General features: G+C 68.8%; 27 protein-coding genes. 14 read left to right on the top strand and 13 right to left on the bottom strand.

Annotated features, from left to right (window positions below; translation table 11 throughout):
- The first annotated feature begins 160 nt into the window (after window positions 1–160).
- The 4 genes from ACI3KS_RS02160 (at window position 161) to ACI3KS_RS02145 (ending at window position 2,340) form a co-directional block, all read left to right on the top strand.
- Complete coding sequence (locus ACI3KS_RS02160; protein WP_404914900.1) at window positions 161–742, top strand: DUF6301 family protein; 582 nt, start codon at window positions 161–163, stop codon at window positions 740–742.
- Window positions 732–1,217 carry a TY-Chap domain-containing protein gene (locus ACI3KS_RS02155; RefSeq protein ID WP_404914725.1) on the top strand — a complete coding sequence of 162 codons (486 nt, stop codon included), beginning with the start codon at window positions 732–734 and terminating at the stop codon, window positions 1,215–1,217. Before ACI3KS_RS02160 ends, ACI3KS_RS02155 begins: the two co-directional genes overlap by 11 nt.
- Before the next feature lie 3 nt (window positions 1,218–1,220).
- On the top strand, window positions 1,221–1,871 hold the full coding sequence (locus tag ACI3KS_RS02150; protein WP_404914723.1) for a hypothetical protein: 651 nt from the start codon (window positions 1,221–1,223) through the stop codon (window positions 1,869–1,871).
- Window positions 1,872–1,959: 88 nt separating this feature from the next.
- Window positions 1,960–2,340: a hypothetical protein gene (locus ACI3KS_RS02145; RefSeq protein ID WP_404914721.1), complete on the top strand. Its 381-nt coding sequence runs from the start codon at window positions 1,960–1,962 to the stop codon at window positions 2,338–2,340.
- A 104-nt stretch (window positions 2,341–2,444) separates the two neighbouring features.
- On the opposite strand, the gene ACI3KS_RS02140 is transcribed toward ACI3KS_RS02145, so the two are convergent.
- The gene (locus ACI3KS_RS02140) at window positions 2,445–3,026 is read right to left on the bottom strand and encodes a DUF6928 family protein (RefSeq protein WP_404914719.1); all 582 of its coding nucleotides are present in this window, start codon (window positions 3,024–3,026) and stop codon (window positions 2,445–2,447) included.
- Between the two features lie 92 nt (window positions 3,027–3,118).
- Between ACI3KS_RS02140 and ACI3KS_RS02135 the strand changes: the two genes are divergently transcribed.
- Entirely contained in the window at window positions 3,119–4,273 is a 1,155-nt protein-coding gene (locus ACI3KS_RS02135) for a MalY/PatB family protein (RefSeq protein WP_404914717.1), read from the top strand.
- Entirely contained in the window at window positions 4,270–5,640 is a 1,371-nt protein-coding gene (locus tag ACI3KS_RS02130) for an MFS transporter (RefSeq protein WP_404914715.1), read from the top strand. Before ACI3KS_RS02135 ends, ACI3KS_RS02130 begins: the two co-directional genes overlap by 4 nt.
- On the opposite strand, the gene ACI3KS_RS02125 is transcribed toward ACI3KS_RS02130, so the two are convergent.
- Complete coding sequence (locus tag ACI3KS_RS02125) at window positions 5,603–6,184, bottom strand: TetR family transcriptional regulator (RefSeq protein WP_404914713.1); 582 nt, start codon at window positions 6,182–6,184, stop codon at window positions 5,603–5,605. The two genes, ACI3KS_RS02130 and ACI3KS_RS02125, sit on opposite strands and share 38 nt — an antisense overlap.
- Window positions 6,185–6,235: 51 nt before the next feature.
- Here ACI3KS_RS02125 and ACI3KS_RS02120 point away from each other — a divergent pair, with 51 nt between their 5' ends.
- The 4 genes from ACI3KS_RS02120 to ACI3KS_RS02105 are packed head-to-tail and all read left to right on the top strand — an operon-like array spanning window position 6,236 to window position 8,433.
- Window positions 6,236–6,823, top strand: a complete 588-nt coding sequence (locus ACI3KS_RS02120; protein WP_404914711.1) for a biotin transporter BioY — start codon at window positions 6,236–6,238, stop codon at window positions 6,821–6,823.
- Window positions 6,813–7,505 (top strand): energy-coupling factor ABC transporter ATP-binding protein, encoded by a 693-nt coding sequence (locus ACI3KS_RS02115; RefSeq protein WP_404914710.1) that lies wholly within the window; start codon window positions 6,813–6,815, stop codon window positions 7,503–7,505. The genes ACI3KS_RS02120 and ACI3KS_RS02115 overlap by 11 nt, the downstream gene beginning before the upstream one ends.
- Window positions 7,502–8,104 carry an energy-coupling factor transporter transmembrane component T family protein gene (locus tag ACI3KS_RS02110; RefSeq protein WP_404914709.1) on the top strand — a complete coding sequence of 201 codons (603 nt, stop codon included), beginning with the start codon at window positions 7,502–7,504 and terminating at the stop codon, window positions 8,102–8,104. Before ACI3KS_RS02115 ends, ACI3KS_RS02110 begins: the two co-directional genes overlap by 4 nt.
- Entirely contained in the window at window positions 8,101–8,433 is a 333-nt protein-coding gene (locus tag ACI3KS_RS02105; protein ID WP_404914708.1) for a CHY zinc finger protein, read from the top strand. The genes ACI3KS_RS02110 and ACI3KS_RS02105 overlap by 4 nt, the downstream gene beginning before the upstream one ends.
- Here ACI3KS_RS02105 and ACI3KS_RS02100 read toward each other — a convergent pair.
- From ACI3KS_RS02100 to ACI3KS_RS02085, 4 genes are all read right to left on the bottom strand, one after another.
- Window positions 8,421–9,731 (bottom strand): acyltransferase, encoded by a 1,311-nt coding sequence (locus ACI3KS_RS02100; protein WP_404914706.1) that lies wholly within the window; start codon window positions 9,729–9,731, stop codon window positions 8,421–8,423. The two genes, ACI3KS_RS02105 and ACI3KS_RS02100, sit on opposite strands and share 13 nt — an antisense overlap.
- A gap of 103 nt (window positions 9,732–9,834) precedes the next feature.
- A complete protein-coding gene (locus tag ACI3KS_RS02095; protein ID WP_404914704.1) occupies window positions 9,835–10,506 on the bottom strand; it encodes a response regulator in 672 nt (223 codons plus the stop codon).
- Entirely contained in the window at window positions 10,503–11,705 is a 1,203-nt protein-coding gene (locus ACI3KS_RS02090; RefSeq protein WP_404914702.1) for a sensor histidine kinase, read from the bottom strand. Before ACI3KS_RS02090 ends, ACI3KS_RS02095 begins: the two co-directional genes overlap by 4 nt.
- Window positions 11,706–11,710: 5 nt before the next feature.
- The gene (locus tag ACI3KS_RS02085) at window positions 11,711–12,331 is read right to left on the bottom strand and encodes a DedA family protein (RefSeq protein ID WP_404914700.1); all 621 of its coding nucleotides are present in this window, start codon (window positions 12,329–12,331) and stop codon (window positions 11,711–11,713) included.
- 163 nt (window positions 12,332–12,494) lie between these two features.
- Here ACI3KS_RS02085 and ACI3KS_RS02080 point away from each other — a divergent pair, with 163 nt between their 5' ends.
- Both ACI3KS_RS02080 and ACI3KS_RS02075 read left to right on the top strand, forming a co-directional pair.
- Complete coding sequence (locus ACI3KS_RS02080; protein WP_404914898.1) at window positions 12,495–14,093, top strand: ABC-F family ATP-binding cassette domain-containing protein; 1,599 nt, start codon at window positions 12,495–12,497, stop codon at window positions 14,091–14,093.
- Between the two features lie 36 nt (window positions 14,094–14,129).
- Window positions 14,130–14,699 carry a pyridoxamine 5'-phosphate oxidase family protein gene (locus ACI3KS_RS02075; RefSeq protein ID WP_404914698.1) on the top strand — a complete coding sequence of 190 codons (570 nt, stop codon included), beginning with the start codon at window positions 14,130–14,132 and terminating at the stop codon, window positions 14,697–14,699.
- A 3-nt stretch (window positions 14,700–14,702) separates the two neighbouring features.
- On the opposite strand, the gene ACI3KS_RS02070 is transcribed toward ACI3KS_RS02075, so the two are convergent.
- From ACI3KS_RS02070 to ACI3KS_RS02055, 4 genes are read right to left on the bottom strand one after another with little or no spacing between them, the layout of a single operon-like run.
- Window positions 14,703–15,518 carry an SURF1 family protein gene (locus tag ACI3KS_RS02070; RefSeq protein ID WP_404914697.1) on the bottom strand — a complete coding sequence of 272 codons (816 nt, stop codon included), beginning with the start codon at window positions 15,516–15,518 and terminating at the stop codon, window positions 14,703–14,705.
- Window positions 15,515–15,709 carry a hypothetical protein gene (locus tag ACI3KS_RS02065; protein ID WP_404914695.1) on the bottom strand — a complete coding sequence of 65 codons (195 nt, stop codon included), beginning with the start codon at window positions 15,707–15,709 and terminating at the stop codon, window positions 15,515–15,517. The genes ACI3KS_RS02070 and ACI3KS_RS02065 overlap by 4 nt, the downstream gene beginning before the upstream one ends.
- Window positions 15,706–16,056 carry a DUF3099 domain-containing protein gene (locus tag ACI3KS_RS02060; RefSeq protein WP_404914693.1) on the bottom strand — a complete coding sequence of 117 codons (351 nt, stop codon included), beginning with the start codon at window positions 16,054–16,056 and terminating at the stop codon, window positions 15,706–15,708. The genes ACI3KS_RS02065 and ACI3KS_RS02060 overlap by 4 nt, the downstream gene beginning before the upstream one ends.
- Window positions 16,057–16,110: 54 nt before the next feature.
- On the bottom strand, window positions 16,111–16,674 hold the full coding sequence (locus ACI3KS_RS02055) for a DUF4190 domain-containing protein (RefSeq protein ID WP_404914691.1): 564 nt from the start codon (window positions 16,672–16,674) through the stop codon (window positions 16,111–16,113).
- A gap of 140 nt (window positions 16,675–16,814) precedes the next feature.
- On the opposite strand from ACI3KS_RS02055, the gene ACI3KS_RS02050 reads away from it, so the two are divergent.
- The gene (locus tag ACI3KS_RS02050; protein WP_404914689.1) at window positions 16,815–17,525 is read left to right on the top strand and encodes a beta-ketoacyl-ACP reductase; all 711 of its coding nucleotides are present in this window, start codon (window positions 16,815–16,817) and stop codon (window positions 17,523–17,525) included.
- A gap of 29 nt (window positions 17,526–17,554) precedes the next feature.
- Here ACI3KS_RS02050 and ACI3KS_RS02045 read toward each other — a convergent pair whose 3' ends face one another.
- The 3 genes from ACI3KS_RS02045 to ACI3KS_RS02035 are packed head-to-tail and all read right to left on the bottom strand — an operon-like array spanning window position 17,555 to window position 20,212.
- On the bottom strand, window positions 17,555–18,250 hold the full coding sequence (locus ACI3KS_RS02045) for an alpha/beta fold hydrolase (protein WP_404914687.1): 696 nt from the start codon (window positions 18,248–18,250) through the stop codon (window positions 17,555–17,557).
- A gap of 34 nt (window positions 18,251–18,284) precedes the next feature.
- Window positions 18,285–18,920 (bottom strand): phosphoserine phosphatase SerB, encoded by a 636-nt coding sequence (gene serB, locus ACI3KS_RS02040; RefSeq protein ID WP_404914685.1) that lies wholly within the window; start codon window positions 18,918–18,920, stop codon window positions 18,285–18,287.
- Window positions 18,921–18,970: 50 nt separating this feature from the next.
- Entirely contained in the window at window positions 18,971–20,212 is a 1,242-nt protein-coding gene (locus ACI3KS_RS02035) for a glucose-1-phosphate adenylyltransferase (RefSeq protein WP_404914683.1), read from the bottom strand.
- A 47-nt stretch (window positions 20,213–20,259) separates the two neighbouring features.
- Here ACI3KS_RS02035 and glgA point away from each other — a divergent pair, with 47 nt between their 5' ends.
- Window positions 20,260–21,444 (top strand): glycogen synthase, encoded by a 1,185-nt coding sequence (glgA, locus tag ACI3KS_RS02030; protein ID WP_404914681.1) that lies wholly within the window; start codon window positions 20,260–20,262, stop codon window positions 21,442–21,444.
- Window positions 21,445–21,461: the final 17 nt, after the last annotated feature.

Here is a 21,461-nt window from a genome sequence, read left to right as displayed (position 1 = left end):
CGTGAGAAGGCGATGCGACCGCTGAGTCATCGAGGGGTGTCGTTCCCGAGATTGATGAAAGTCATCGCGAGCGCGAGCGAAGACGTGCGTCAAGCGACCGCGGCAGGGTACTTTCAGAAGGCGCGAGAGCTCGACTCAAGAGTTGATGGGGGAACTGGTGATGGCGTTCTGGAATCGAAAGCGCGGCAGGTCCGCCGAGTCGGAGACGCCGCAGCCCGCCCCGAGTGAGCAGTTGAGTGCGGCGCCTGCGCCCACGTGGAAGACGATTCCTCCTACAGACGCGTGCGACATCGTGGACTTCTGGTTCCGTCAGGCCTGGCCGTTGACCGAGTCCGAGGTGACGGAGTTGGCAGTTGCTCAGCTCGGCTGGACCACGGTCGAGGAAGACGGTGAGTCCTTCCTCAACAACACTGTGCATGCTTTGTCGATGCCGGACGTGACCGTCATCGAGACGCGATCCGGAACGAGTTCGATCGAGTTCCGCGCATGCGACGTACTGCAGGAGATGGACGGCACTTCCGAGGCAGACCTCGGAGACTGTTTCACTCTTCTGGTGCGCGAAGCCGAGTCCCGATGGGGTGCTGCGCTCCTCGAACGGCGCGGAGCATGGGAGACAGCGAGTTGGGTGACCGAGTCTCGAGGAGGCGTCGAACTTCGACGGAGCCGACGTTCGGTCAGCGTGGCATATGCAACGCCGCAACGCGTCGAATTCGATCGGAAGGCTGCTCGTCTTGGACTCTGAAGCTGGGGCCTGGCAGTCGTTTACCGAGCGGCTCGTCAGCACGTTCCGCGGCCTGTCCGCGCGGTCGTTGCTCATCATCAGCGCCCGCGAGGATCAACTGAGGTACGTGCAGTTCGCGGGTGACAATGACCGTATCTATGCGGAAGCCTCCGGCGCGTACGCGCACACGCCTGAGAGCGCGTCTCGGCTGCTCGCTGTGGGGTGGACGTCACCGACGATCGCCGCGCCGAACTGGTCCACCACCCTTCGGCTGCCTGCGCTGACGACCGAGTACACAGCGTTCGCCGAGAAGAACGTCCTCGCGCTGGCGAGCGCTTTCGACGTCGTGTCTCCTGACGAAGTCGTGTACAAGGCGTGGCGTGAGCCGGAGCCTTTCCCTCGCGGGGTGACGCTGTCGGACGCGCAGATCGCAGAGCTCGACCCTGGTGAGAACCCTCTCCTGATCCCCTCATTGGGCCTCGCCACGCAAGCCTGAATCATGAGAAGCAGGTTCTTGCGCCCCGTGATCGGGAGTGCCGTGTTCGTCGTCCTGGCAGTCGGGCTCACGAGCTGCAGGCCGCCCGCCACAACAGGCGAAGAGCTGTTCGATCAGGCACGCGCGGTGTACCTGGACTACCGGTCAGCGGTCGCCGAGGCGCAGCTCGAGATCTTCGACGGCGAGTGGTTGGTCGACAAATACGGGGACTCTCCTGACGAGTGCGGCGCCGCCGGTTACGAGTTCTCGTTCGGGCGGTCCACGCCTCCGGAGTGGAAGATCGACGGCACGCCTGCAGAGGCGGCCCGGCGTCTCGCGGACTGGCTGAACGACAACGGATGGTCGGAGATCACGACCCGCACGTACAGTGAGGGGATCGCCGATGTCGTCGTGGAAGCAGAAAAGCCGGACTCGCACGTCGGACACATCACGGTGGACATCAGCCCCGGCGAGTTCTACGACATAACCACGATCTACCTCGACTCGACCTGCGAGCCCGGCGACTGGGCGGTGATCTACGATCTCCAGAACCCCGGGGATCCGAACTGGCGGGACATCGAGCCCCATGCACGCACAGAGCATCCCCTTGCAGACTCCAGCTTCGGATACACACAGGAAGGTAGGCCGAGGTTCTGGACGGGCGACGCGGACTGAGAGTCAGCCCGGGCCGGCCGTGCCACCTGTCGCTCACACACGCGCTTCCGGGCGCGAACGCGGATGCATCTGGCCATACGATGCAGCAGTGAGGAAAGACACGGGGGACGCGCCCGGCGCCGATTGGTGGTGGGTCGGGCCTGCTGTGGGCTGGCTCGCCGCGCAGTTCATCCTCACCGTGCTCGCATGTGTCCATACGTTCTTCTCGACATTCAGCGTCGCGAGCTGCACCGCCACGTCCTGCGATTACGCGGCCTTCACCGCATCGATCCATGCGCTGTACGGTGGCGCCACCGCCCTGCTGATCGCAAGCTCGTTCGCGATCGTCCTCTTGCGCAAGCGAGGTCGCGTGGTGATCTGGCCGCCGATCGTGGGGAGTGCAGCACTCATCGTCCTCTTCGTCGTGACCTATGTCGCGGGACGTGCTGCACTCACACTGCCGCTCTTCGGCAATCGCCTTCCGGAGTGACCTCGGCGCCCGCGCGCATCCTGCGTCGGGTCGTCGTCGCGATCGTCCGCGCACTTTTCTCGGTGTGACCCCGCCGGCCGCGCCTCACGCCGAGGAGCACCCGCTCAGTCCGCAGGGTTCCGTGTGTACTCGTACATCGGCACGTCTTCCCAGTCGAGGTAGTCGTCACGGATCGGCGCGCAGTCGCCGGGCAGCCGCACCGTGTCGTACAGCGCGGCGTTGACGAGGTCGAGCCAGGACTCCGCCGCGACGGGGAATCCCGCCTCGAAGGATTCGGGATCGCCGTCGTCCCGCCACACGCCGACGTTCGCGTTCACGCTGAACGACCGCACGTACTCACGGTCGATCCAATGTCCGTAGGCCGCCATGTCGTAGATCGATCGTGACGTGATGAGGCGGACATCCCGCCAGGGGTGGAGCGCGGTGTACCGGCGATGCAGGATGGGCGGGTCGTGGAGGTGGGCATCGCGCGTCGCGATCAGCGCTCCGTCCTCGAACACGCCGACCAGAGGCAAAGGGCGCTCGGGGAAGCAGTGGTCGAGCAGGCGGCGACGTGCGGTGCGCCGATACGGCGTGCGCGGGAAGAGCCCGCGCATCACGTCGTCCGACGCCGTCGGCGGCAGCGGTCGGCTGAGGTCGATCCGCCCGTCGTTCGAACAGACGAGCAGCGAGAGATTCAGGCCCATTCCTACCTCCGCATCGTGCGCTCAGCCCGGAACCACCATGCCAGAACCTATGCTGATCGGGTGACTCTTTTCCACAGGCGCGAGAACCGATCGTGATCCAGGTCGACGCGCTCCCTCTGCACGAGCTCCGTGAGCGCACCAGCGAGAAGTGGCAGGAGTATCCGGCCGATGTGCTTCCCCTGTTCGTCGCGGAGACGGACTTCGCGATGGCTCCCACGGTGAAGGCGGCGCTGCAGAAGGCGCTGGATGCCGGTGACACTGGCTACATCGCTTCTCGCAGTCCGCTCGCCGAGGCCTACGCCCGGTTCGCTGAACGACGCTTCGGGTGGCAGGTGGACCTCGCCATGACGCGGTCGACCGCGGACGTGAGCATGGGCATCGTCGAGATCCTGCGGCGCGTGGTGCAACCGGGGGAGCGCGTCGTGGTGACGCCGCCCGTCTACCCGCCCTTCTACGACCTCGTGGAGGAAGCCGGAGCGGAGGTCGAACGCGTGCCGCTCCGCGACACCGGCACGGCCTGGGAGCTCGATCTCGACGGCATCCGTGCGGCGTTCGACGGGGGAGCGCGGGCGATTCTCCTCTGCAACCCGCACAACCCCACCGGCACCGTCCACGCCAGGGACTCGCTCGCGGCGCTGGCCGAACTCGCCGACGAGTACGGCGTCGCCGTCATCTCGGACGAGATCCACGCGCCGCTTGCGCAGCCCTCCGCCGACTTCACGCCGTTCCTCTCGGTGAGCCCGGCAGCCCGGCGAGCCGGCTATGCGATCGTCAGCGCCAGCAAGGCGTTCAACCTCGCGGGACTCAAGTGCGCGCTCATGGTCGCCGCTGACGACGCGACCGCGAGAGTGCTGCGCGGTCTCCCCGTCGAGGTCGTCTGGCGCACGGGGCAGTTCGGCCTGATCGCCGCGGTGGCCGCCTTCCACGAGGACAGCGACCCGTGGCTCGACGGTCTGCTGCGCACGCTCGACCGCAACCGCGTGCTTCTCGAGGATCTGCTCGCCCGCCATCTGCCCGGCGCCCGCTATCGGATCCCCGATGCGGGCTACCTCGCCTGGATCGACGTGTCCGCGCTCGGTCTGGGAGACAGCCCCGCACGTCGCATCCTCAAGGAGGCGAAGGTCGCTCTGAACGCGGGTGGCGCGTTCGGCGCCGAGGGCGAGGGCTTCGTGCGACTGAACTTCGGCACCAGCCGCGAGATCCTCACCGACGCCGTCGAGCGCATCGCCGCGCTCGTCGCACGATGACGGGCGCATCGGCCGACAGCTCGATCTGGGACCGTAGCAGGGTCTGGGTGACGGGCGGAGCCGTCGCGCTGATCTTCCTCGCCGCGATCGAGTCGCTGGCGGTCACCACCGTGATGCCCATCGTCAGCGAGGCGCTCGACGGGCAGGCGCTCTACGCCGTGGCCTTCGCCGGGACGTTGGCGACGAGCGTGATCGGAATGGTCGCCGCCGGGGCCTGGTCGGATGCGCGAGGACCTCGAGGTGCGCTCTACGCCGCCGTCACGCTGTTCATCGTCGGCCTGCTGCTGTCCGGGTTCGCGCACACGATGCCGCAGTTCCTCGCCGGACGCCTCGTACAGGGGCTCGGTACAGGCGGCCAGACCGTCGCCCTCTATGTGGTGGTCGCGCGCCTGTATCCTCCGCACCTGCATGGCAAGGTCTTCGCCGCCTTCGCCGCCGCCTGGGTGGTGCCGTCGATGGTCGGACCGTTCCTCGCCGGAGCGGTCGCCGAGTACCTCGACTGGCGCTGGGCGTTCCTGGGTGTCGCCGTTCTCACCGCCGCGGCGTTCATGGCGATCGCGATCCGCCTGCGCGGCCACGACCTCGGGCACGGCGAGCCGCAGGACCGGCGCGTGCTCACCCGGCGACTCCTGCTCGCGGTCGTCGTCGCCGTCCTCGCGGTCGTGATCGGACTCTCGGCGGAGATCGAGGCGACGTGGCGCTGGCAGGTGGCCCTCGTCGCGATCATCGCGATCGGCATCGCGATCGTGCCGCTCCTCCCGCGGGGTGCACTCCGCGCAGCCACGGGACTTCCGAGCGTCGTCCTCATGCGCGGGCTCGCCGCAGGGGCGTTCTTCGCGTCCGAGGCGTACATCCCCTATCTGCTCATGGAGAGGTTCGACTTCTCGGCCACCTGGGCCGGCATCGCCCTGATGCTCGCGGCGCTCGGATGGGCGGGGGCATCCGATCTGCAGGGACGCTATGGCGAGCGTCTGGGCAACCGCCGGATCACCCTCATCAGCGTCTCGGCGATCATCTTCGCCCTGCTGTGCGTGCTCGCATCGGCCGCGTTCGGAGCGCATCCCGCGGTCGCCATCGTCGGATGGGGATTCGCCGGGGCGGGGATGGGCCTGCTCTATCCGAGACTCACGGTCCTCACGCTCGCGTACTCCGGAGCATCCGACCAGGGCTTCAACTCCTCAGCGCTGTCGATCTCCGACTCGACCGGATCCGCTGTGGCGATCGCCGTCGCAGGGATCGGGGTCGCCTCACTCGGGGGAGGAGCGTCCGCGTTCCCCGTGGTATTCGTGTTCGGGATCGTGCTGGTGCTCCTCGCCGCTGTGCCCGGGCTCAGGCTCGGTCACGCGGCGGAGTCGACGGCGTCCTGAGCGCTGTGGCGAGGGCACGCACTCCCAGGTCGAACACCTGATCGAGCCCCTGCGTCGTGTCATCGAGCCCGTCGGTTCGGGCTGCGCCGTGGCTGTCGGCGTGCATCCGCTGCTGGATGAGCACGGTGTGTCCGAGAGCGAAGTGCAGCAGCGCGGTCGCGCGGAGAGGGGCGTCCTCGAGGTCGCCCAGTGCGCGGACGAATGCCGCATGCGCGCCGGAGGACCCGAGGCGCAGTGCGTAGGTGCTGAGGACGAGCTCTGCGCCGTCACGATGGGCGAGGAGCGCGTCGCGCACGCTGTGCGCCGTCGTCAGGATGTCGCCGTCGGGCGCCGCAGCGATCTGCGAGGTGATCCGATCCGCGAGCTCGGCGAACAGCTCCTGCTTGCTGGCGAAGTGCCAGTAGAGCGCGCTCGGCTGGATGTCGAGTCGCGCAGCGATGCGGCGCATCGACAGGTCTGCAAGTCCGACCTCGTCGAGAAGTGCGAGAGCGACGCTCGCGACGCTGTCGCGGTCGTGCCTGGTCGGGTTGCGTTCCGGAGTCACCCTGGCAGTATAGTGAACACCGTTCACGTGAACACTGTTCAGGAGGATGTCGTGACACACCACTTCGAGCCGGGACGCGACCTCGCCCGCATCGCTCTGTTCGCCGCCCTCATCGCCGCACTCGGCATGGTGACGATTCCCCTTCCCACCGGGGTGCCGCTCACGGCGCAGACTCTCGGGGTCATGCTGGCCGGCACCGTGCTCGGCCCGAGGAAGGCACCGTTGGCCGCCCTCCTGCTCCTCGCTCTCGCGGCGGTCGGTCTTCCGGTGCTCGCCGGCGGACGAGGAGGCATCGGCGTGTTCGTGGGCCCTACAGCCGGCTACCTCCTCGGATGGGTCGTCGGGGTCGTCGTGATCGGCCTCATCGCCCGATCGGGGCGGCTCAGCTGGTGGCGCACGGGGCTGGCGTCGGTGATCGGCGGAATCGCGGTGATCTACCTCTGCGGAATCCCGATCCAGGCCCTGGTGCTTGGGATGGATCTCCGCGCCGCGGCTCTCTCGAGCGTCGTCTTCCTTCCCGGTGACCTGCTGAAGGCGGTCGCGGCCACGATGCTCACACTCGCCGTGCACCGCGCCTATCCTGCGGCGTTCGGCCGTGGCCGGGCATCGGTCGCCCCCGGCCCCGCGCATGCGGTCTGAGACGGCGACGACCGCGATCGCGCTCGACGAGGTGAGCGTCGAACGGGGAGGCCGGCGCATCCTTCGCGATGTCTCGCTGAGCGTCGAGGGCGGCACGACCGCGGTGATCGGCGCGAACGGATCGGGAAAGTCCACGTTCGCACGCCTCCTCAACGGGCTCGTGCAGACGTCTTCGGGACGGGTGCGGGTCTTCGGCCTGGATCCGGCGCACGACACACGGGCGCTCCGCGGTCGCGTCGGGTTCGTGTTCACCGATCCGCAGGCGCAGATCCTCATGCCCACCCCTGCCGAGGATCTCGCGCTCTCGCTGCGAGGGCGACCCCGCTCCGAGATCGGACTCCGTGTCGCTGCCATCCTCGACGCCTACGGGCTGACCGCTCAGGCGGATACTCCGGCGTTCGAGCTGTCCGGCGGGCAGAAGCAGCTGCTCGCCCTTGCCGCGGTGCTCGCGACCGAGCCCGACCTGCTCGTGGCCGACGAACCGACCACCCTGCTCGATCTGAGAAATGCTCGTCGCATCGCCGATGTCCTGCTGGCGCAGACCGTGCCGCGCGTCATCGTCACGCACGACCTCGAGCTTGCCGCCCGCTGCGACCGCGCCGTGCTGTTCGACGACGGGCGCGTGGTCGCGGTCGACGAACCGCATGCTGTCGTCGCCGCCTACCGACGGATGTGCGCGTGATCCAGCTGTATCGACCGGGAGCGAGTCGGGTGCACCTCATGCCCGCGACGGTGAAGCTCGCGATCTTCGTGGTGCTCACGATCGGAGCGTCGCTTCTGCCACAGCATCCGGCCGCCGCCGCGGGCATGCTCGGCACGGCGGTCGCGCTGTTCCTCGCCGCACGGCTGCCCGTGGCATTCCTCGTGGCGGAGGTCTGGCGGCTCCGCGGGCTGATCCTCGTGCTCCTTCTCATCGTCGGCGTCTTCGTCTCGCCGCTCGCCGCGGCGACGACGACGGCGCGCGTGGTCGCGATCCTGCTGCTCGCGTCGTTGCTCACGGCCACGACGCGGATGAGCGATCTCGTCGCCGTGCTGCATCGGATGCTGGGGCCGCTGCGCCGTTTCGGCGTCGACCCCGACGCCGTCGCGCTGGCGATCTCGCTGAGCCTCACGATGATCCCGGTCATCTCGGGGTTCGCTGCGCAGATCGGGGACGCCCAGCGCGCCCGCGGTCTGCGCCCCGGGATACGAGGCACCGTGCCATTGCTCGTCCGTACGCTCCGGCACGCCGACATCGTCGGAGACGCCCTCGTCGCTCGCGGGCTGGTGGGCGTCCGATGAATCCGATCGACGTCGGCGGGGTGAGGGTCGGAGGGCTGGTCGTCGACTCACAGACCCGCTGCGCGCACTATCGCGGTCCGCTCGATGTGATCGCGATACGCTTCGCCTGCTGCGGGGACTGGTTGCCGTGCCACCTCTGCCACGAGGCCGTCGCCGACCATCGGGCGACCCCCTGGCCGGCGAGCAGCCGAGCCGAGGAGGCCGTGCTGTGCGGAGTGTGCGGCACGCGGATACGGATCGACTCCTACCTCGACGCGTCGAGCTGCGCCGCGTGCCGGGCCGAGTTCAACCCCGGATGCCGCCTGCACCACGATCTCTACTTCGCCTGAGCCCTGAGCGCAGAGGGCTCACTCCTGAGCGCGGAGGCTTGCGCCAGCCGCCGGGCGACGAACATCGCCAGGACAGCGGAGGCCGCCGTCAGCACAGATGTCCCCGCCACCAGCAGCATCACGACGGCGCTGATCCCGAGCATGGTGCCGAGGGCGATCCTGCGCGGGGATCCGATGTCCGCGGGTGCCGGTGCCGCCTCGACCCGGGAGAGGGGCACCGCGACCACTGCTGTCACGGCCAGCGCACCGGCGACCCACAGCGGACGGCTCGTCCACCAGAGCGGCTCGCCCGGATGCGGCAGGTCGACGACCCCGACGAGCCCGAGGACGACACAGAGGCCCGCCATCCCCAGCAGGACAGGCATGTGCCAGAGATAGATCGTCATGGTGCGGCGGTTCACGAAGTCGCTCAGCATGCGCACGCGCGGCCTCCTGCTCCACGCCGCAATCCGTTCGCGCAGCAGCGACACGAGCATGATCTGGATGCCGCCGACGAGGAGCAGCGCGTTCGTCGGCGGATTCAGGTTCGCGATGAGATCGGGTGAGTGCACGCCGGTGAGGAAGGAGACGAGGAGAAGGCCCGCGCACGCGGCCGCGATGCCGATGCGCGTCCGCACTCCGACCCGGTCGATGCGTCCGTCGGCGAGGAGGAAGCCGATCTGCTGCAGCGTGAGCCAGACGAAGGCGAGGTTGAGGAAGCCGATGGCGTCCAGTCCGCTGAGGAGTCGGATCGCGTCGACCGAGACGGCTGCTCCGACAAGCAGTCCGAGCGTGCGCAGCGGCGCCTGCTCGTGCAGGCGGAGCAGCGCCGGGAGGAGCGCCTGACACAGCAGGAACACTCCGAGGAACCACAGCGGCTGCCCGAAGCGGAACCCGGCGACCGCGACGATCCCTGCAGGAACACCGGCCATGCTCAGCAGGGCCAGTCCGGCCCCCACGGCGGCGATGGTGAACCCGGCGGGGCGCAGCAGTCGGTGCAGCCGATCGGCGACGAACGCGGATGCCGTTCCGCCCGCCTCGCGCTGACGACGAAGGGCGATGGCACCGGCGAACCCCCCGATGATGAAGAACAGAGGCATCACCTGCAGCACCCAGCTCACCGGGACGATCCACCAGCCGCTGTCCGCCGCGTTCTCGAAGACCGGGCCGGAGGGGGTCACGGTGACGCCGACCATGAGTGCGTGCAGCACGACCACCGCGATCACGCTCACGGCCCTCAGGAGGTCGATGCCGGTATCTCGCGAGCGCGTGCTCGACGGGCGCGGATCGACGCGGGCGGGTGTCTCGATGACGGTCATCGTCTCCTCCTCGGATGGGTGTCCGAGGAGGTTATGGAGACGGTGCAGTTGGAAGCATCACCCCGCGGGCCGGTATCGCACCCCTACCGGGGGATGAGTGAGCTCATCCTGCGGGCTCGACGAGCCCCGTGTCGTAGGCGAGGATCACGGCGTGGACGCGGTCGCGGAGGCCCAGCTTGGCGAGCACCTTGCCGACGTGCGTCTTCACGGTCTGCTCCGCGATGAACAGGTCGCCGGCGATCTCGGTGTTCGAACGCCCCTTGCCGATCAGCACGAGGACCTCGCGCTCGCGGTCGGTGAGAGCCGCGAGCGACGACGCGGTGCGCGGCGGCCGCGGACGGCGCATGGAGAACTGCTCGATCACTCGTCGGGTGACGCTCGGCGACAGCAGCGCCTCTCCGGCGGCGACGACACGGACGGCGTGCACGAGCTCTTCGGGCAGCGCATCCTTCAACAGGAACCCGCTCGCACCCGCCTCCAGCGCGTCGTACACGTAGTCGTCGACGTCGAACGTCGTGAGCATGAGGATGCGCGGCACCTTCGCCGCCGGATACGAGGGGCCGAGGATCCGGCGGGTCGCCTCGATGCCGTCGAGCTCCGGCATCCGCACATCCATGAGGATGACGTCGGGATCCACCCGGGCCGATAGCGCGACGGCTTCCGCGCCCGAGGCCGCCTGTCCGGTCACCCGGATGCCGTCATGCGCGTCGAGCAGTGCGGCGAAGCCTGCCCGCACCATGGCCTGGTCGTCGGCGATGAGGACCTCGATGGTCATGCGTTCTCCTGTCGGGGTGCGAGGGGGATCTCGGCCACGACGGTCCAGCCGCCGTCGTCGGACGCCGCAGCGTCGAGCGAACCGCCCAGGATCTCCGCGCGCTCGCGCATGCCCCGCAGGCCGTGACCGCCACCGGCGGGAGACGACGCCGGTGCGCCGGGGCCGTTCTCGATCCGCAGGCGCACCGCGTCGGCATCCGTCCGGATTCGCACCGCGATCGGCGCGCCCGGACTGTGGCGGAGCGCATTGCTCAGGCACTCCTGGACGATGCGGTACGTCGCGATCTGCACCGACGCGGGCGCCGTCGACGTCGAGCCTGTGACGTCGAGACCGACGATCGCGCCGGCGCGACGGATGCTGTCCACCAGAGCCTCCACATCGTCGATGCCGTGCTGCGGCGCGAGCTCCGCACTGTGGTCCTCGGTCCGCAGCACGCCGAGCATCCGGCGCATCTCGGTGAGCGAACCGCGTGCTGTGGCCGCAATGGACTCGAACTCGGCCACCGCCGCCTCCTCGAGTCCGGGAAGCCGATAGCGGGCCGTCGAGGCCTGCACCTGGATCACCGACATGCTGTGCGCGATCACGTCGTGGAGTTCGCGCGCTATGCGCGTGCGCTCCTCGACGAGTGCGCGCCGCGCCTGCTCCAGCGCGGTGTGCTCGCGCTCCCGGCTCAGTTCATCGCCGATGCGCAGCCGCCCGGCGATCAGCACGGCGATCAGCAGGGCGCCGATCGAGATCGACGTCGTGACGATGAGATCGGCTGCGGCGGCACCGCCGGCTTCGATATCAGGGCGCACGAGCAGGGCGCCCACCCCGCTCAGGGCGCCGATCACGAGAGGGAAGAGGCCGAGGCGGGGTCCGTGCGTGAAGGTCACGGTGCCGACCAGGAGAACGAAGGAGAGCAGCGCGGGCACCGACCACGGCCACGGTGCGATCATCCCTCCCTCTGTGCTCACGAGCACGGAGAGCGCGAACGACGAGACGCAGAACATCGCGATCGCCGTGCGCGGTCGTGTCGACGAGAGCACCGGAGCCGCGCAGACCGCGCTCCCGAGGAGGAACACCACCGGGAGGGACGTGCCGTAGACGACGGCGTGGATCGGCACGAGCACCGCGAAGAGGACGGCACCTGCCGCGGCCAGCGCGAGAGTTCCGGCGGTCCGCCGGCTCAGCGAGCGGAGACGCGACCGGATGACCATGGCACTCATCCTGCCAGGCGGGGCTCCGCGGCACGACGTCGCCGAAGAGCGCTCAGACGATCGATCACGATCCCGATGACCAGCGCGAGCGCGATGCCGATCGCCGCTCCCACGAGCGGTTGGTCCTTGACCCAGGCTCCCGCGAAAGCGCCGATCGCGAGGCTGACCGCGCTCCAGCTGACACCCGCGACGATGCTGAGCGGAGCGAAGCGTCGCCACGGGAAGCCGAGTGCGCCGGCGGACATGTTCACCGCGACCCGGCCCACCGGGATGTAGCGCGCTCCGAGGATGAGCGCTCCGCTGCGGCGATCGAGCGCTGCGGCCGCGTGATCGAACGCGCGTCGCACCCGGGGGTTCCGCATCCATCGGAAGCGGTCGGTCCCGAGTCCGCGCCCGATCGCGAAGGCGATGTTGTCGCCGATCGTCGCTCCCGCGGCCGCGACGAGGCCGAGCGCGATGAGCACCCCGGCCTGCCCCGAGCCTGCGGCGATCGCCGCTGCGGCGACGAGCACGGTCTCGCTGGGCACGGGTGGGAAGAACCCGTCGACGATCGTCACCGCGAGCAGGATGAGGAGCAGCCACGGGGAGGCGACGCTCTGCAGGATGATCTCATTGATGACGTCCACGATTCGACGGTAGGAACCGGATGCCGCTCCGCGCATCACTCTCGGGTATCGCCGACGTCACCCCACGGAGTGATTCTCCGGCGCGATGCAGTCAGCGCACCGCCTTATACTGGGAGGCTGGCCCGTCGGCCGACATCCACCCCGAATGAACGGACATCCCGCTGTGCTTGCCGTGCACGAACTCGAGATCCGCGTTGGCGCCCGCCTGCTCATGGAGAACGTGTCGTTCCGCGTCTCCGATGGAGACAAGATCGGTCTGGTCGGACGCAACGGCGCCGGCAAGACGACGCTCACCAAGGTGCTCGCGGGCGACCTGCTGCCCTCTGGCGGCACCGTCACCCGATCGGGTGAGCTCGGCTACCTGCCGCAGGACCCGCGCTCAGGCGATCCGGAGATGCTCGCCCGCACCCGCATCCTCGACGCGCGAGGGCTCGGTTCGCTCGCGCTGGGGATGTCCGAGGCCACGGTCGCGATGGGATCGGACGACCCCGCCGTCGCGGAGAAGGCAATGAAGCGCTATGCGCGATTGACGGAGCAGTTCGAGGGTCAGGGCGGCTACGCCGCTGAGGCGGAGGCAGCATCCATCGCGAACAACCTCTCGCTGCCGGATCGCATCCTCGATCAGCCGCTGAAGACGCTGTCCGGTGGTCAGCGCCGCCGCATCGAGCTCGCCCGCATCCTCTTCTCCGACGCCGAGACGATGATCCTCGACGAGCCGACCAACCACCTCGACGCCGACAGCGTCGTGTGGCTGCGCGAGTTCCTGAAGAACTACAAGGGCGGGCTGATCGTCATCAGCCACGATGTCGAGCTGGTCGGCGAGACCGTCAACCGCGTGTTCTACCTCGACGCCAACCGTCAGGTCATCGACGCGTACAACATGAACTGGAAGAACTACCTCCGCCAGCGCGCCGCCGACGAGGAGCGTCGCAAGAAGGAGCGCGCGAACGCCGAGAAGAAGGCGACGACCCTGCAGCAGCAGGCCGCCCGATTCGGTGCGAAGGCGTCGAAGGCCGCCGCCGCCCACCAGATGATCGCGCGCGCCGAGAAGCTGCTCGCGGGTCTCGACGATGTGCGTCAGGAAGACCGCGTGGCCAAGCTGCGCTTCCCCAAGCCCGCGCCCTGCGGCAAGACGCCCATGATGGCGTCCGGGCTCTCGAAGTCCTACGGATCCCTCGAGATCTTCACCGACGTCGACCTGGCGATCGACCGCGGATCCAAGGTCGTCGTGCTCGGTCTGAACGGTGCCGGCAAGACCACGCTGCTGCGGATGCTCGCCGGCGTCGACCAGCCCGACACCGGGCAGCTCGAACCCGGGCACGGACTCAAGGTCGGCTACTACGCGCAGGAGCACGAGAACCTCGACGTGAACCGTTCGGTGCTCGAGAACATGGTGTCCGCGGCTCCGCACATCACAGAGACCGAGGCGCGCAAGGTGCTCGGTTCGTTCCTGTTCACGGGCGATGACGTGTTGAAGCCCGCGGGCGTGCTCTCGGGCGGGGAGAAGACTCGGCTCTCGCTGGCGACCCTCGTGGTCTCCTCCGCCAACCTCCTCCTGCTCGACGAGCCGACCAACAACCTCGATCCCGCCTCGCGAGAGGAGATCCTCGGGGCTCTCGCGCACTACGAGGGCGCGGTCGTCCTGGTCTCGCACGACCCCGGTGCCGTGCAGTCGCTCAACCCCGAGCGCGTGCTGATCCTCCCGGACGGCGTCGAGGACATCTGGAGCCAGGAGTACCAGGACCTCATCGAGCTCGCCTGAGCGAGCGTTGTCGGCGACGATGGCATGATCGGGGGCATGACGCTCGACGACATGTCCTCCTGGTTGCGTGCCCAGCCGTCTCTGCGCGGCTCCGCGCCGCCGCTCGACCTGCGCACGCTTCCGGATCTGCCGCACGTGCTCTTCGCGCAGTGGATCCTCGCCGCTGCAGGGGAGGGCGTACCGGAGCCGCACGCCATGACGCTCGCCACGGTCGACCATGAGGGCGTCCCGGATGCACGGACACTGATCCTGAAAGACGTGTCCGAACGCGGGTGGGCGTTCGCCGGGCCCCGCGCGAGCCGCAAGGCGGAGCAGCTCGTCACCCGTCCGCACGCGGCTCTGCTCTTCCGCTGGCAGCCCCTCGTGCGCGAAGTCCGCGTACGAGGACGGGTGCAGGAGGCGTCGCCGGAGGAGAGCGCGGCCGATCTCGCCGCCCGGTCGGAGGCGGCACGACGCGACGTCGAGCCCGGCTCCTGGGTGCGCTGGTGGCTCGTGCCCGACCGGGTGGAGTTCTGGCAGGGTGCCACGGACCGCCGGCACACGCGTATCGTCTACGAGCGCTCGGATGACGGGTGGTCCCTGTCGACACCCGCTGCTGTCGGCTGAGGATCAGCGCGCGTCGAGCAGTTCGTCTTCGTCGGCGGCGTCGCGGTCGCGCCGTCGGGGCTTCTTCTCCCGAGGCGGGGCGCCCTCGAGTTCCTCGCGGTGCTTCACGATCTCGGTGCGGATGATGTACCCCAGGAAGACGAAGGCCATCACCGCGAAGAGGATCCACTGGATCGCGTACGACAGGTTCATGCCGGCGTCCTCCTCCGGCTTGTCGAAGGATCCCAGCGACACCTCGGGGGATGGATTCTCGGAGACGAGTTGTCCGTACATCGTCGTGATCGCCTCGGGCTCGTCGAGTTCTGCGGCGACGGTGGGCAGGTGGATGGTCGGCACCTGACCGGGAGGAGCCGAGCGGCCCGACGACGGCAGGTTCTCGCCCGGGCGGGCGCGGACGACGATCGTGACCTCGCCGCTCGGGGGCGAGGCGATGGCCTCCGGTTCATCTCCGGACGCGGCCATGACCCAGCCGCGGTCGACGATGAGCACGCGTCCGTCGTCGGTGACGAAAGGCACCAGCGACTCGTACGCGCTGGTCCCCGCGTGCACACGATTGCGCACGACCGTGCCCTCGCCGATGTACTCGCCCGTGAGCTCGATCTGCATCCACTCGTCCGCGACGGCGTCGAAGGAGTCGTCGTCGCCGAGGACTTCGTCCAGCGCCACCGGAGTCGCATCGTAGTTCGCCTCCACGCGGGCGATCGTCGCGTTCTTCTCCTCCGAACGGTCGAACTGCCAGTGCGAGAGGAACGCGCAGGCGACGGCGAATCCGATCGCGATGAGGACGTACACCGTCCAGCGCAGCATCCTTGTGCTCATTCGGGTACTCCGTCTCGGACGACGACGGGGAAGTCCCGCGCGGCCAGATAGTCGTGCAGGAAGTCGACGTGCTCGGCGCACGCCAGCCAGATCTTCTCTCGGTCGGCGGCATGGATGCGCGGGTTGCGCCAGACGACCTGCATCGTCGCCGCGCTCCGGCAGCCGGCGCGCGAGCACTCCAGCGCGCTCACTCCTCGTCCCGCCGGCTCTCCTGGATGCGCAGGATGCCCGGATGCTCGTCATCATCGATCGCGGGCGGGGGAGCGGGGCTCTCGATCTGCGGGAGCGGGGACTCGGCCGCGGACTCCGTGCTGTCGCTGCCGGCGTTCGCGAAGACGACCGCGATGTACGGCAGCACCGCAGCGGCGATGCCGAACACCCACGTGTACCAGCCGTACGGCTGCACGAAGACGAGCAGCCCGAAGCAGACGATGCGGATGGTCATCGTGATCGCGTATCGACGCACGCGGTGGTCGCTCTCCTCCCGCGGAGCTTGCGGGAGAGAGGTGACGGCGGGCACCTGGCGCTTGTTCTTCACGATGGTTCCAGCCTACGCCGCTCCGCGTGCGCCGACGCGTCCGCGGCGTCGCGATCAGCGGTTGATGATCGCCGGCACGAACGCGCCGAAGAGCAGCAGGCTGCCCACGAAGAAGAGGATCTGAACGATGACCAGGCCAGCGCCGACATACCCCATGATGAGTCCGGCGAACGCCATTCCTCGACCGCCGAGATTCGGGTCGCGTCGCGTGCTCTTCACCGCCGCGTGTCCGCTGACGATCGCCACGACCGACAGGATGCCGGGCACCCAGAACCAGAACCCCAGCAGGCCGATGATCCCGCAGACGAGCGAGGCGACGGCGGCGCCGCTGCGCGGCAGGGGCGCCGGAGTGTATGCGCCGTAGGGTGCCTGGCCGTAGGGTGCCAGTCCGTAAGGTGCTTGTCCGTAAGGTGCTTGTCCGTACGGCGCTTGGCCGTAGGGCGTCTGTCCGTACGGGGCTCGGCCGTGCTGTGTCTGGTCGTAGGGGACCGGGGCACGGGACGGTGCGACGTCCCCTGCGGGGAGAGCGGGTGCCGGCGGCTGCGCGATCGGCGGAAGATACGGAGAGGGCGGAGGCGCGGGAACGACGTCGTCGTTCTGCGGGGTGTCGTCGTTCATGCTCGCTCCTCCTCGGATCCGGGTGCCAGGCTGTCATCCGTGCGGAGCGGTGTCAAACGGGAACCATGCCGGATCCCGCTGCTCGGTAGGATCGTTGACGACCGTGCCGCGAAGGCACCGGCCGGATCAGGAGTGGAAAAATGAGTTCTCAGCGCGTCGTCCTCGTCACCGGTGGCAACCGCGGCATCGGCCGCGCCATCGCCGAGAGGTTCGTGCGTGACGGCTACAAGGTCGCCGTCACCGCGCGCAGCGGCGAGGGCCCTGAAGGCGCTCTGACGGTGCGCGCCGATGTGACGGATGCCGCCGCGCTGGATGCCGCGTTCACCCAGGTGGAACAGGAGCTCGGCCCGGTCGAGATCGTCGTCGCCAACGCGGGCATCACCAAGGACACCCTGCTCCTGCGGATGAGCGAGGACGACTTCGACAGCGTCGTCGCGACCAATCTCGGCGGCTCGTTCCGTGTCGTCAAGCGGGCGTCGAAGGGCATGCTGCGGGCGCGCTTCGGCCGGGTCATCCTGATCTCGAGCGTCGTCGGCCTCTACGGCTCGGCGGGCCAGATCAACTACTCGGCGTCGAAGAGCGCTCTCGTCGGCTTCGCCCGCTCTCTCACCCGCGAGCTCGGCGGCCGAGGAATCACCGCGAATGTCGTTGCGCCGGGCTTCATCGAGACCGACATGACGGCCGAGCTGCCGGAGGAGACCCAGAAGCAGTACAAGGCCAGCATCCCCGCCGGGCGCTTCGCGACCGCCGATGAGGTGGCCGGAGTCGTCACCTGGCTGGCAGGCGACGATGCCGGGTACATCTCGGGAGCCGTCATCCCCGTCGACGGAGGCCTCGGGATGGGTCACTGACGATCAGCCGCGCCTCGTCGGCGTGAGCGTCATCGTGACGCCGCCGCGTCGACGAGTGCCGCGAGCCGAGCGGGGGCCGTGAACTGCGGCCAGTGACCCGATCCGATCGGGATCACCTCCACGTCGGCGATCCGCCGGAACTCCTCGGCGTACGGACCCCAGTTCTCGAGTTCGGCCTCCAACGCGGCTCGATCGGCCCCGCCCATCAGCAGCGTCACCGGCACCCGGAAGCGATCGGAGTCCTCGAGCAGGATGCGGTCCGTCGGCACCCGAGCCGGGACGCTCAGTGCTCGAGCGGCGGTGCGCTCTCTGGTCGGGGCGTCGAGATCGCGGACCTCGTCTTCGGGGAAGAAGTCCCACCCGGGGAACGGGATCACGCCGTCGACGATCTCGAACTCGCTGATGCCGTACCCCGTGGGCGGCGGCACCGTGTCAACGAGCACGACCCGCGAGACCCGGTCGGGACGAGCATCCGCCACACCCCAGGCGACGTTCCCTCCGCCGCTGTGCCCGACCACGACCGCCGGGCGGCCGATCGAATCGAGGGTCGCGGTCGCTGACGCCACCCAATCGGCGATCCCGATGTCGCGAGAGCTTTCGGCGGCCGCCCCCACGCCGGGCAGGGTGAGCGCGTGCGTGCGATGGCCCGCCGCCTGCAGTGCGGGTACGACGTCGTTCCAGCTGGCCGCATCGAGCCAGAGGCCCGGGATGAGGATGATGTCCATGTGGCCGAGGCTAACCCCGGCCGCCCACCCTCCGCTACGGGAGCAGAGGGATGACCTGGCTGAGGTCCTGAGGGCCGATGACGAGGCTCGCCGCCTGACGCACCGCCGGCTTGGCGTTGAACGCGAGCCCCAGGCCCGCGACCGCCATCATCCGCAGATCGTTCGCGCCGTCTCCGATGGCGACGGTCGCGTGTGGCGCGACACCGAGCTCGGCCGCCCACTCCTGCAGCGACGAGGCCTTGGCCTCGGCATCCACGATCTCGCCGTCGACGCGACCGGTCAGCACGCCGTCCGCGACGTCGAGCCGGTTCGCCCGCCAGCGATCGACGCCGAGTCCGGGGGCGATGTGGTCGAGGATCTCGTGGAATCCGCCCGAGACGACGCCGACGACGCCGCCGCGCTCGTGCACGGCCGCCGTCAGCTCGCGGACGCCCGGTGTCGGCTCGATCCGGGAGATGACCCGCTCGAACGAGGAGACGGGGACGCCCTCCAGCGCGGCCACGCGCGAGCGCAGGCTTGTCGCGAAGTCGACCTCGCCACGCATTGCCGCCTCCGTGGCTGCTTGCACCTCGTCACGGCGACCCGCCTCGTCGGCGAGGAGCTCGATGACCTCGTTGCGGATGAGGGTGGAATCGGCGTCGAGGACGACCAGGAAGCGCGCTGCAGTCACGCAGACGAGCCTAGCGACAGCCGCAGCGCGCTCCGGTCGTGTGACGTGACTCAGCGGTCGACGACGAGGCCCTTGCCGACGACCGTGATCCCCGAGTCGGTGACCGTGAAGCCGCGGGCGAGATCGCGCTCGCGATCGACGCCGACCGTGGCACCGTCGGCGAGCACGACGTTCTTGTCGAGGATCGCCCGGTGCACGCGGGCACCGGCCCCGACCCGCACGTAGTCGAACAGCACGGAGTCGGTGATGGTCGACCCGCCGCCGGCGAGCGTCCACGGTCCGACGGTGCTCCGCTCGAGGTGGGTGCCGGAGAGCACAGAGCCGAGCGACACGATCGAGTCGATCGAGTTGCCGATGCGCCCGACCGAGTCGCGCACGAACTTCGCGGGCGGAGAGTTCACCGCCTGCGAGTGGATCGGCCACTCGGTGTTGTACAGGTTGAAGATCGGCAGTGTCGCGATCAGGTCCTGGTGCGCGTCGAAGAACGAGTCGATCGTTCCCACGTCGCGCCAGTACGAACGGTCGCGCGGCGAGGAGCCCGGTACGTCGTTCTGCTTCATGTCGTAGTAGCCGGCCTCGCCGCGGTCGACGAAGTAGGGGACGATGTCGCCGCCCATGTCGTGCCCGGAGGTCGGGGACTCGCCGTCGGCCTCGACGGCGGCGATGAGTGCGTCGGCGTCGAAGACGTAGTTGCCCATCGAGGCGAGCACCTCGTGCGGTGCGTCGGAGAGGCCCACCGGGTCGGTCGGCTTCTCGAGGAACTGCTTGATGCGACCCGAGTCCTCGTCGGCGTCGATGACGCCGAACTGCGAGGCGAGCGCGATCGGCTGGCGGATGCCGGCGACCGTCGCCTTCGCCCCCGAGGCGATGTGCGCATCGATCATCTGACGGAAGTCCATCCGGTAGACGTGATCGGCGCCGATCACGACGACGATGTCGGGCTTCTCGTCGTTGAGGAGGTTCATGCTCTGCAGGATCGCGTCGGCCGAGCCCGAGAACCAGCGCTTGCCGAGACGCTGCTGGGCCGGCACCGAGGTGACATACGAGTCGAGAAGAGCCGACATGCGCCACGTCTGCGAGATATGCCGGTCGAGGCTGTGCGATTTGTACTGGGTGAGGACGACGACCTGGCGGAGACCCGAATTGATGAGGTTCGAAATGGCGAAATCGATCAATCGGTATTGTCCGCCGAAAGGCACTGCGGGTTTTGCGCGGTCGGCTGTGAGAGGCATGAGTCTCTTGCCCTCGCCGCCGGCGAGGATGATGCCGAAGATCTTCTTTGGTGCGGACATGGCTCCACCCTAGAGTGCCCATCCCGCCGTGTACTAGCGTTTGCGACATGCGAGTCGAAATGATCACGAAGGAATATCCGCCGGAGATCTATGGCGGTGCCGGCGTGCACGTCGCGGAGCTCGTCGCCGCCCTCAGAGCGCATACCGATGTGCGGGTTCGGGCCTTCGGTGCACCGCGCGATGAGGCGGGAACCTTCGCATATTCGACGCCCTCCGGACTCGCCGGCGCGAACGCCGCGCTGCAGACCCTCGGCACGGATCTCGAGATCGTCGCGGGCATCACGGATGCCGATCTCGTGCACAGCCACACCTGGTACGCGAACTTCGCCGGTCACCTCGCGTCGCAGTTGCACGGCATCCCGCACGTGCTCACCGCGCACAGCCTCGAGCCGCTGCGTCCGTGGAAGGCCGAGCAGCTCGGCGGCGGGTACGCCGTGTCCAGCGGCATCGAGAAGCTCGCGTACGAGAACGCCGCGGCGGTGATCGCGGTGTCCGCGGGAATGCGCAACGACATCCTCCGCAGCTACCCGGCGGTCGACCCCGCCAAGGTGCGCGTCATCCACAACGGGATCGACGTCGAGCGCTGGCGCCCCGTGCACGATCCGGACTTCCTGCGCTCGATCGGCATGGATCCCACACGCCCGTCCGTCGTGTTCGTCGGCCGCATCACCCGACAGAAGGGCCTTCCGTATCTGCTGCAGGCGGCGCGCGCCTTGCCCCCGGAGGTTCAGTTGATCCTGTGCGCCGGCGCCCCGGACACCCCGGAGATCATGGCCGAGGTCCAGGAGGGGGTGCGGCTGCTGCAGCAGAGTCGCGAGGGAGTCGTCTGGATCGAGCAGATGCTGCCGCGCGAGAAGCTCTCGGCGATCCTCACCGCGGCGACGACGTTCGTCTGCCCCTCGGTGTATGAACCCCTCGGGATCGTCAACCTCGAGGCGATGGCGTGCGGCGCCGCCGTAGTCGGCACGGCGACCGGTGGGATCCCCGAGGTCGTCGCCGACGGCCGAACAGGTCGCCTGGTGCCGATCGAGCAGGTGCAGGACGGCACCGGCACCCCGGTGGACCCCGAGCGGTATGCAGCGGATCTCGCCGCGGTGCTGACGGAGGTGGTCTCGGACCCCGACCGCGCACGGGAGTACGGTGAGGCCGGTCGGGAGCGCGCTCGGGACGACTTCAGCTGGGTCGCGATCGCCGACACCACACGCGCGCTCTACGAGGAGCTGACCGCCTGAGCCGTTAGGCTTGTCCT

The organism is Microbacterium sp. ZW T5_45 (genome assembly GCF_044987415.1).
In the GTDB taxonomy this organism is placed as follows: domain Bacteria; phylum Actinomycetota; class Actinomycetes; order Actinomycetales; family Microbacteriaceae; genus Microbacterium.
Note: the sequence above shows the minus strand (reverse complement) of the source record. Positions and strands in the feature narration are given on the sequence as shown.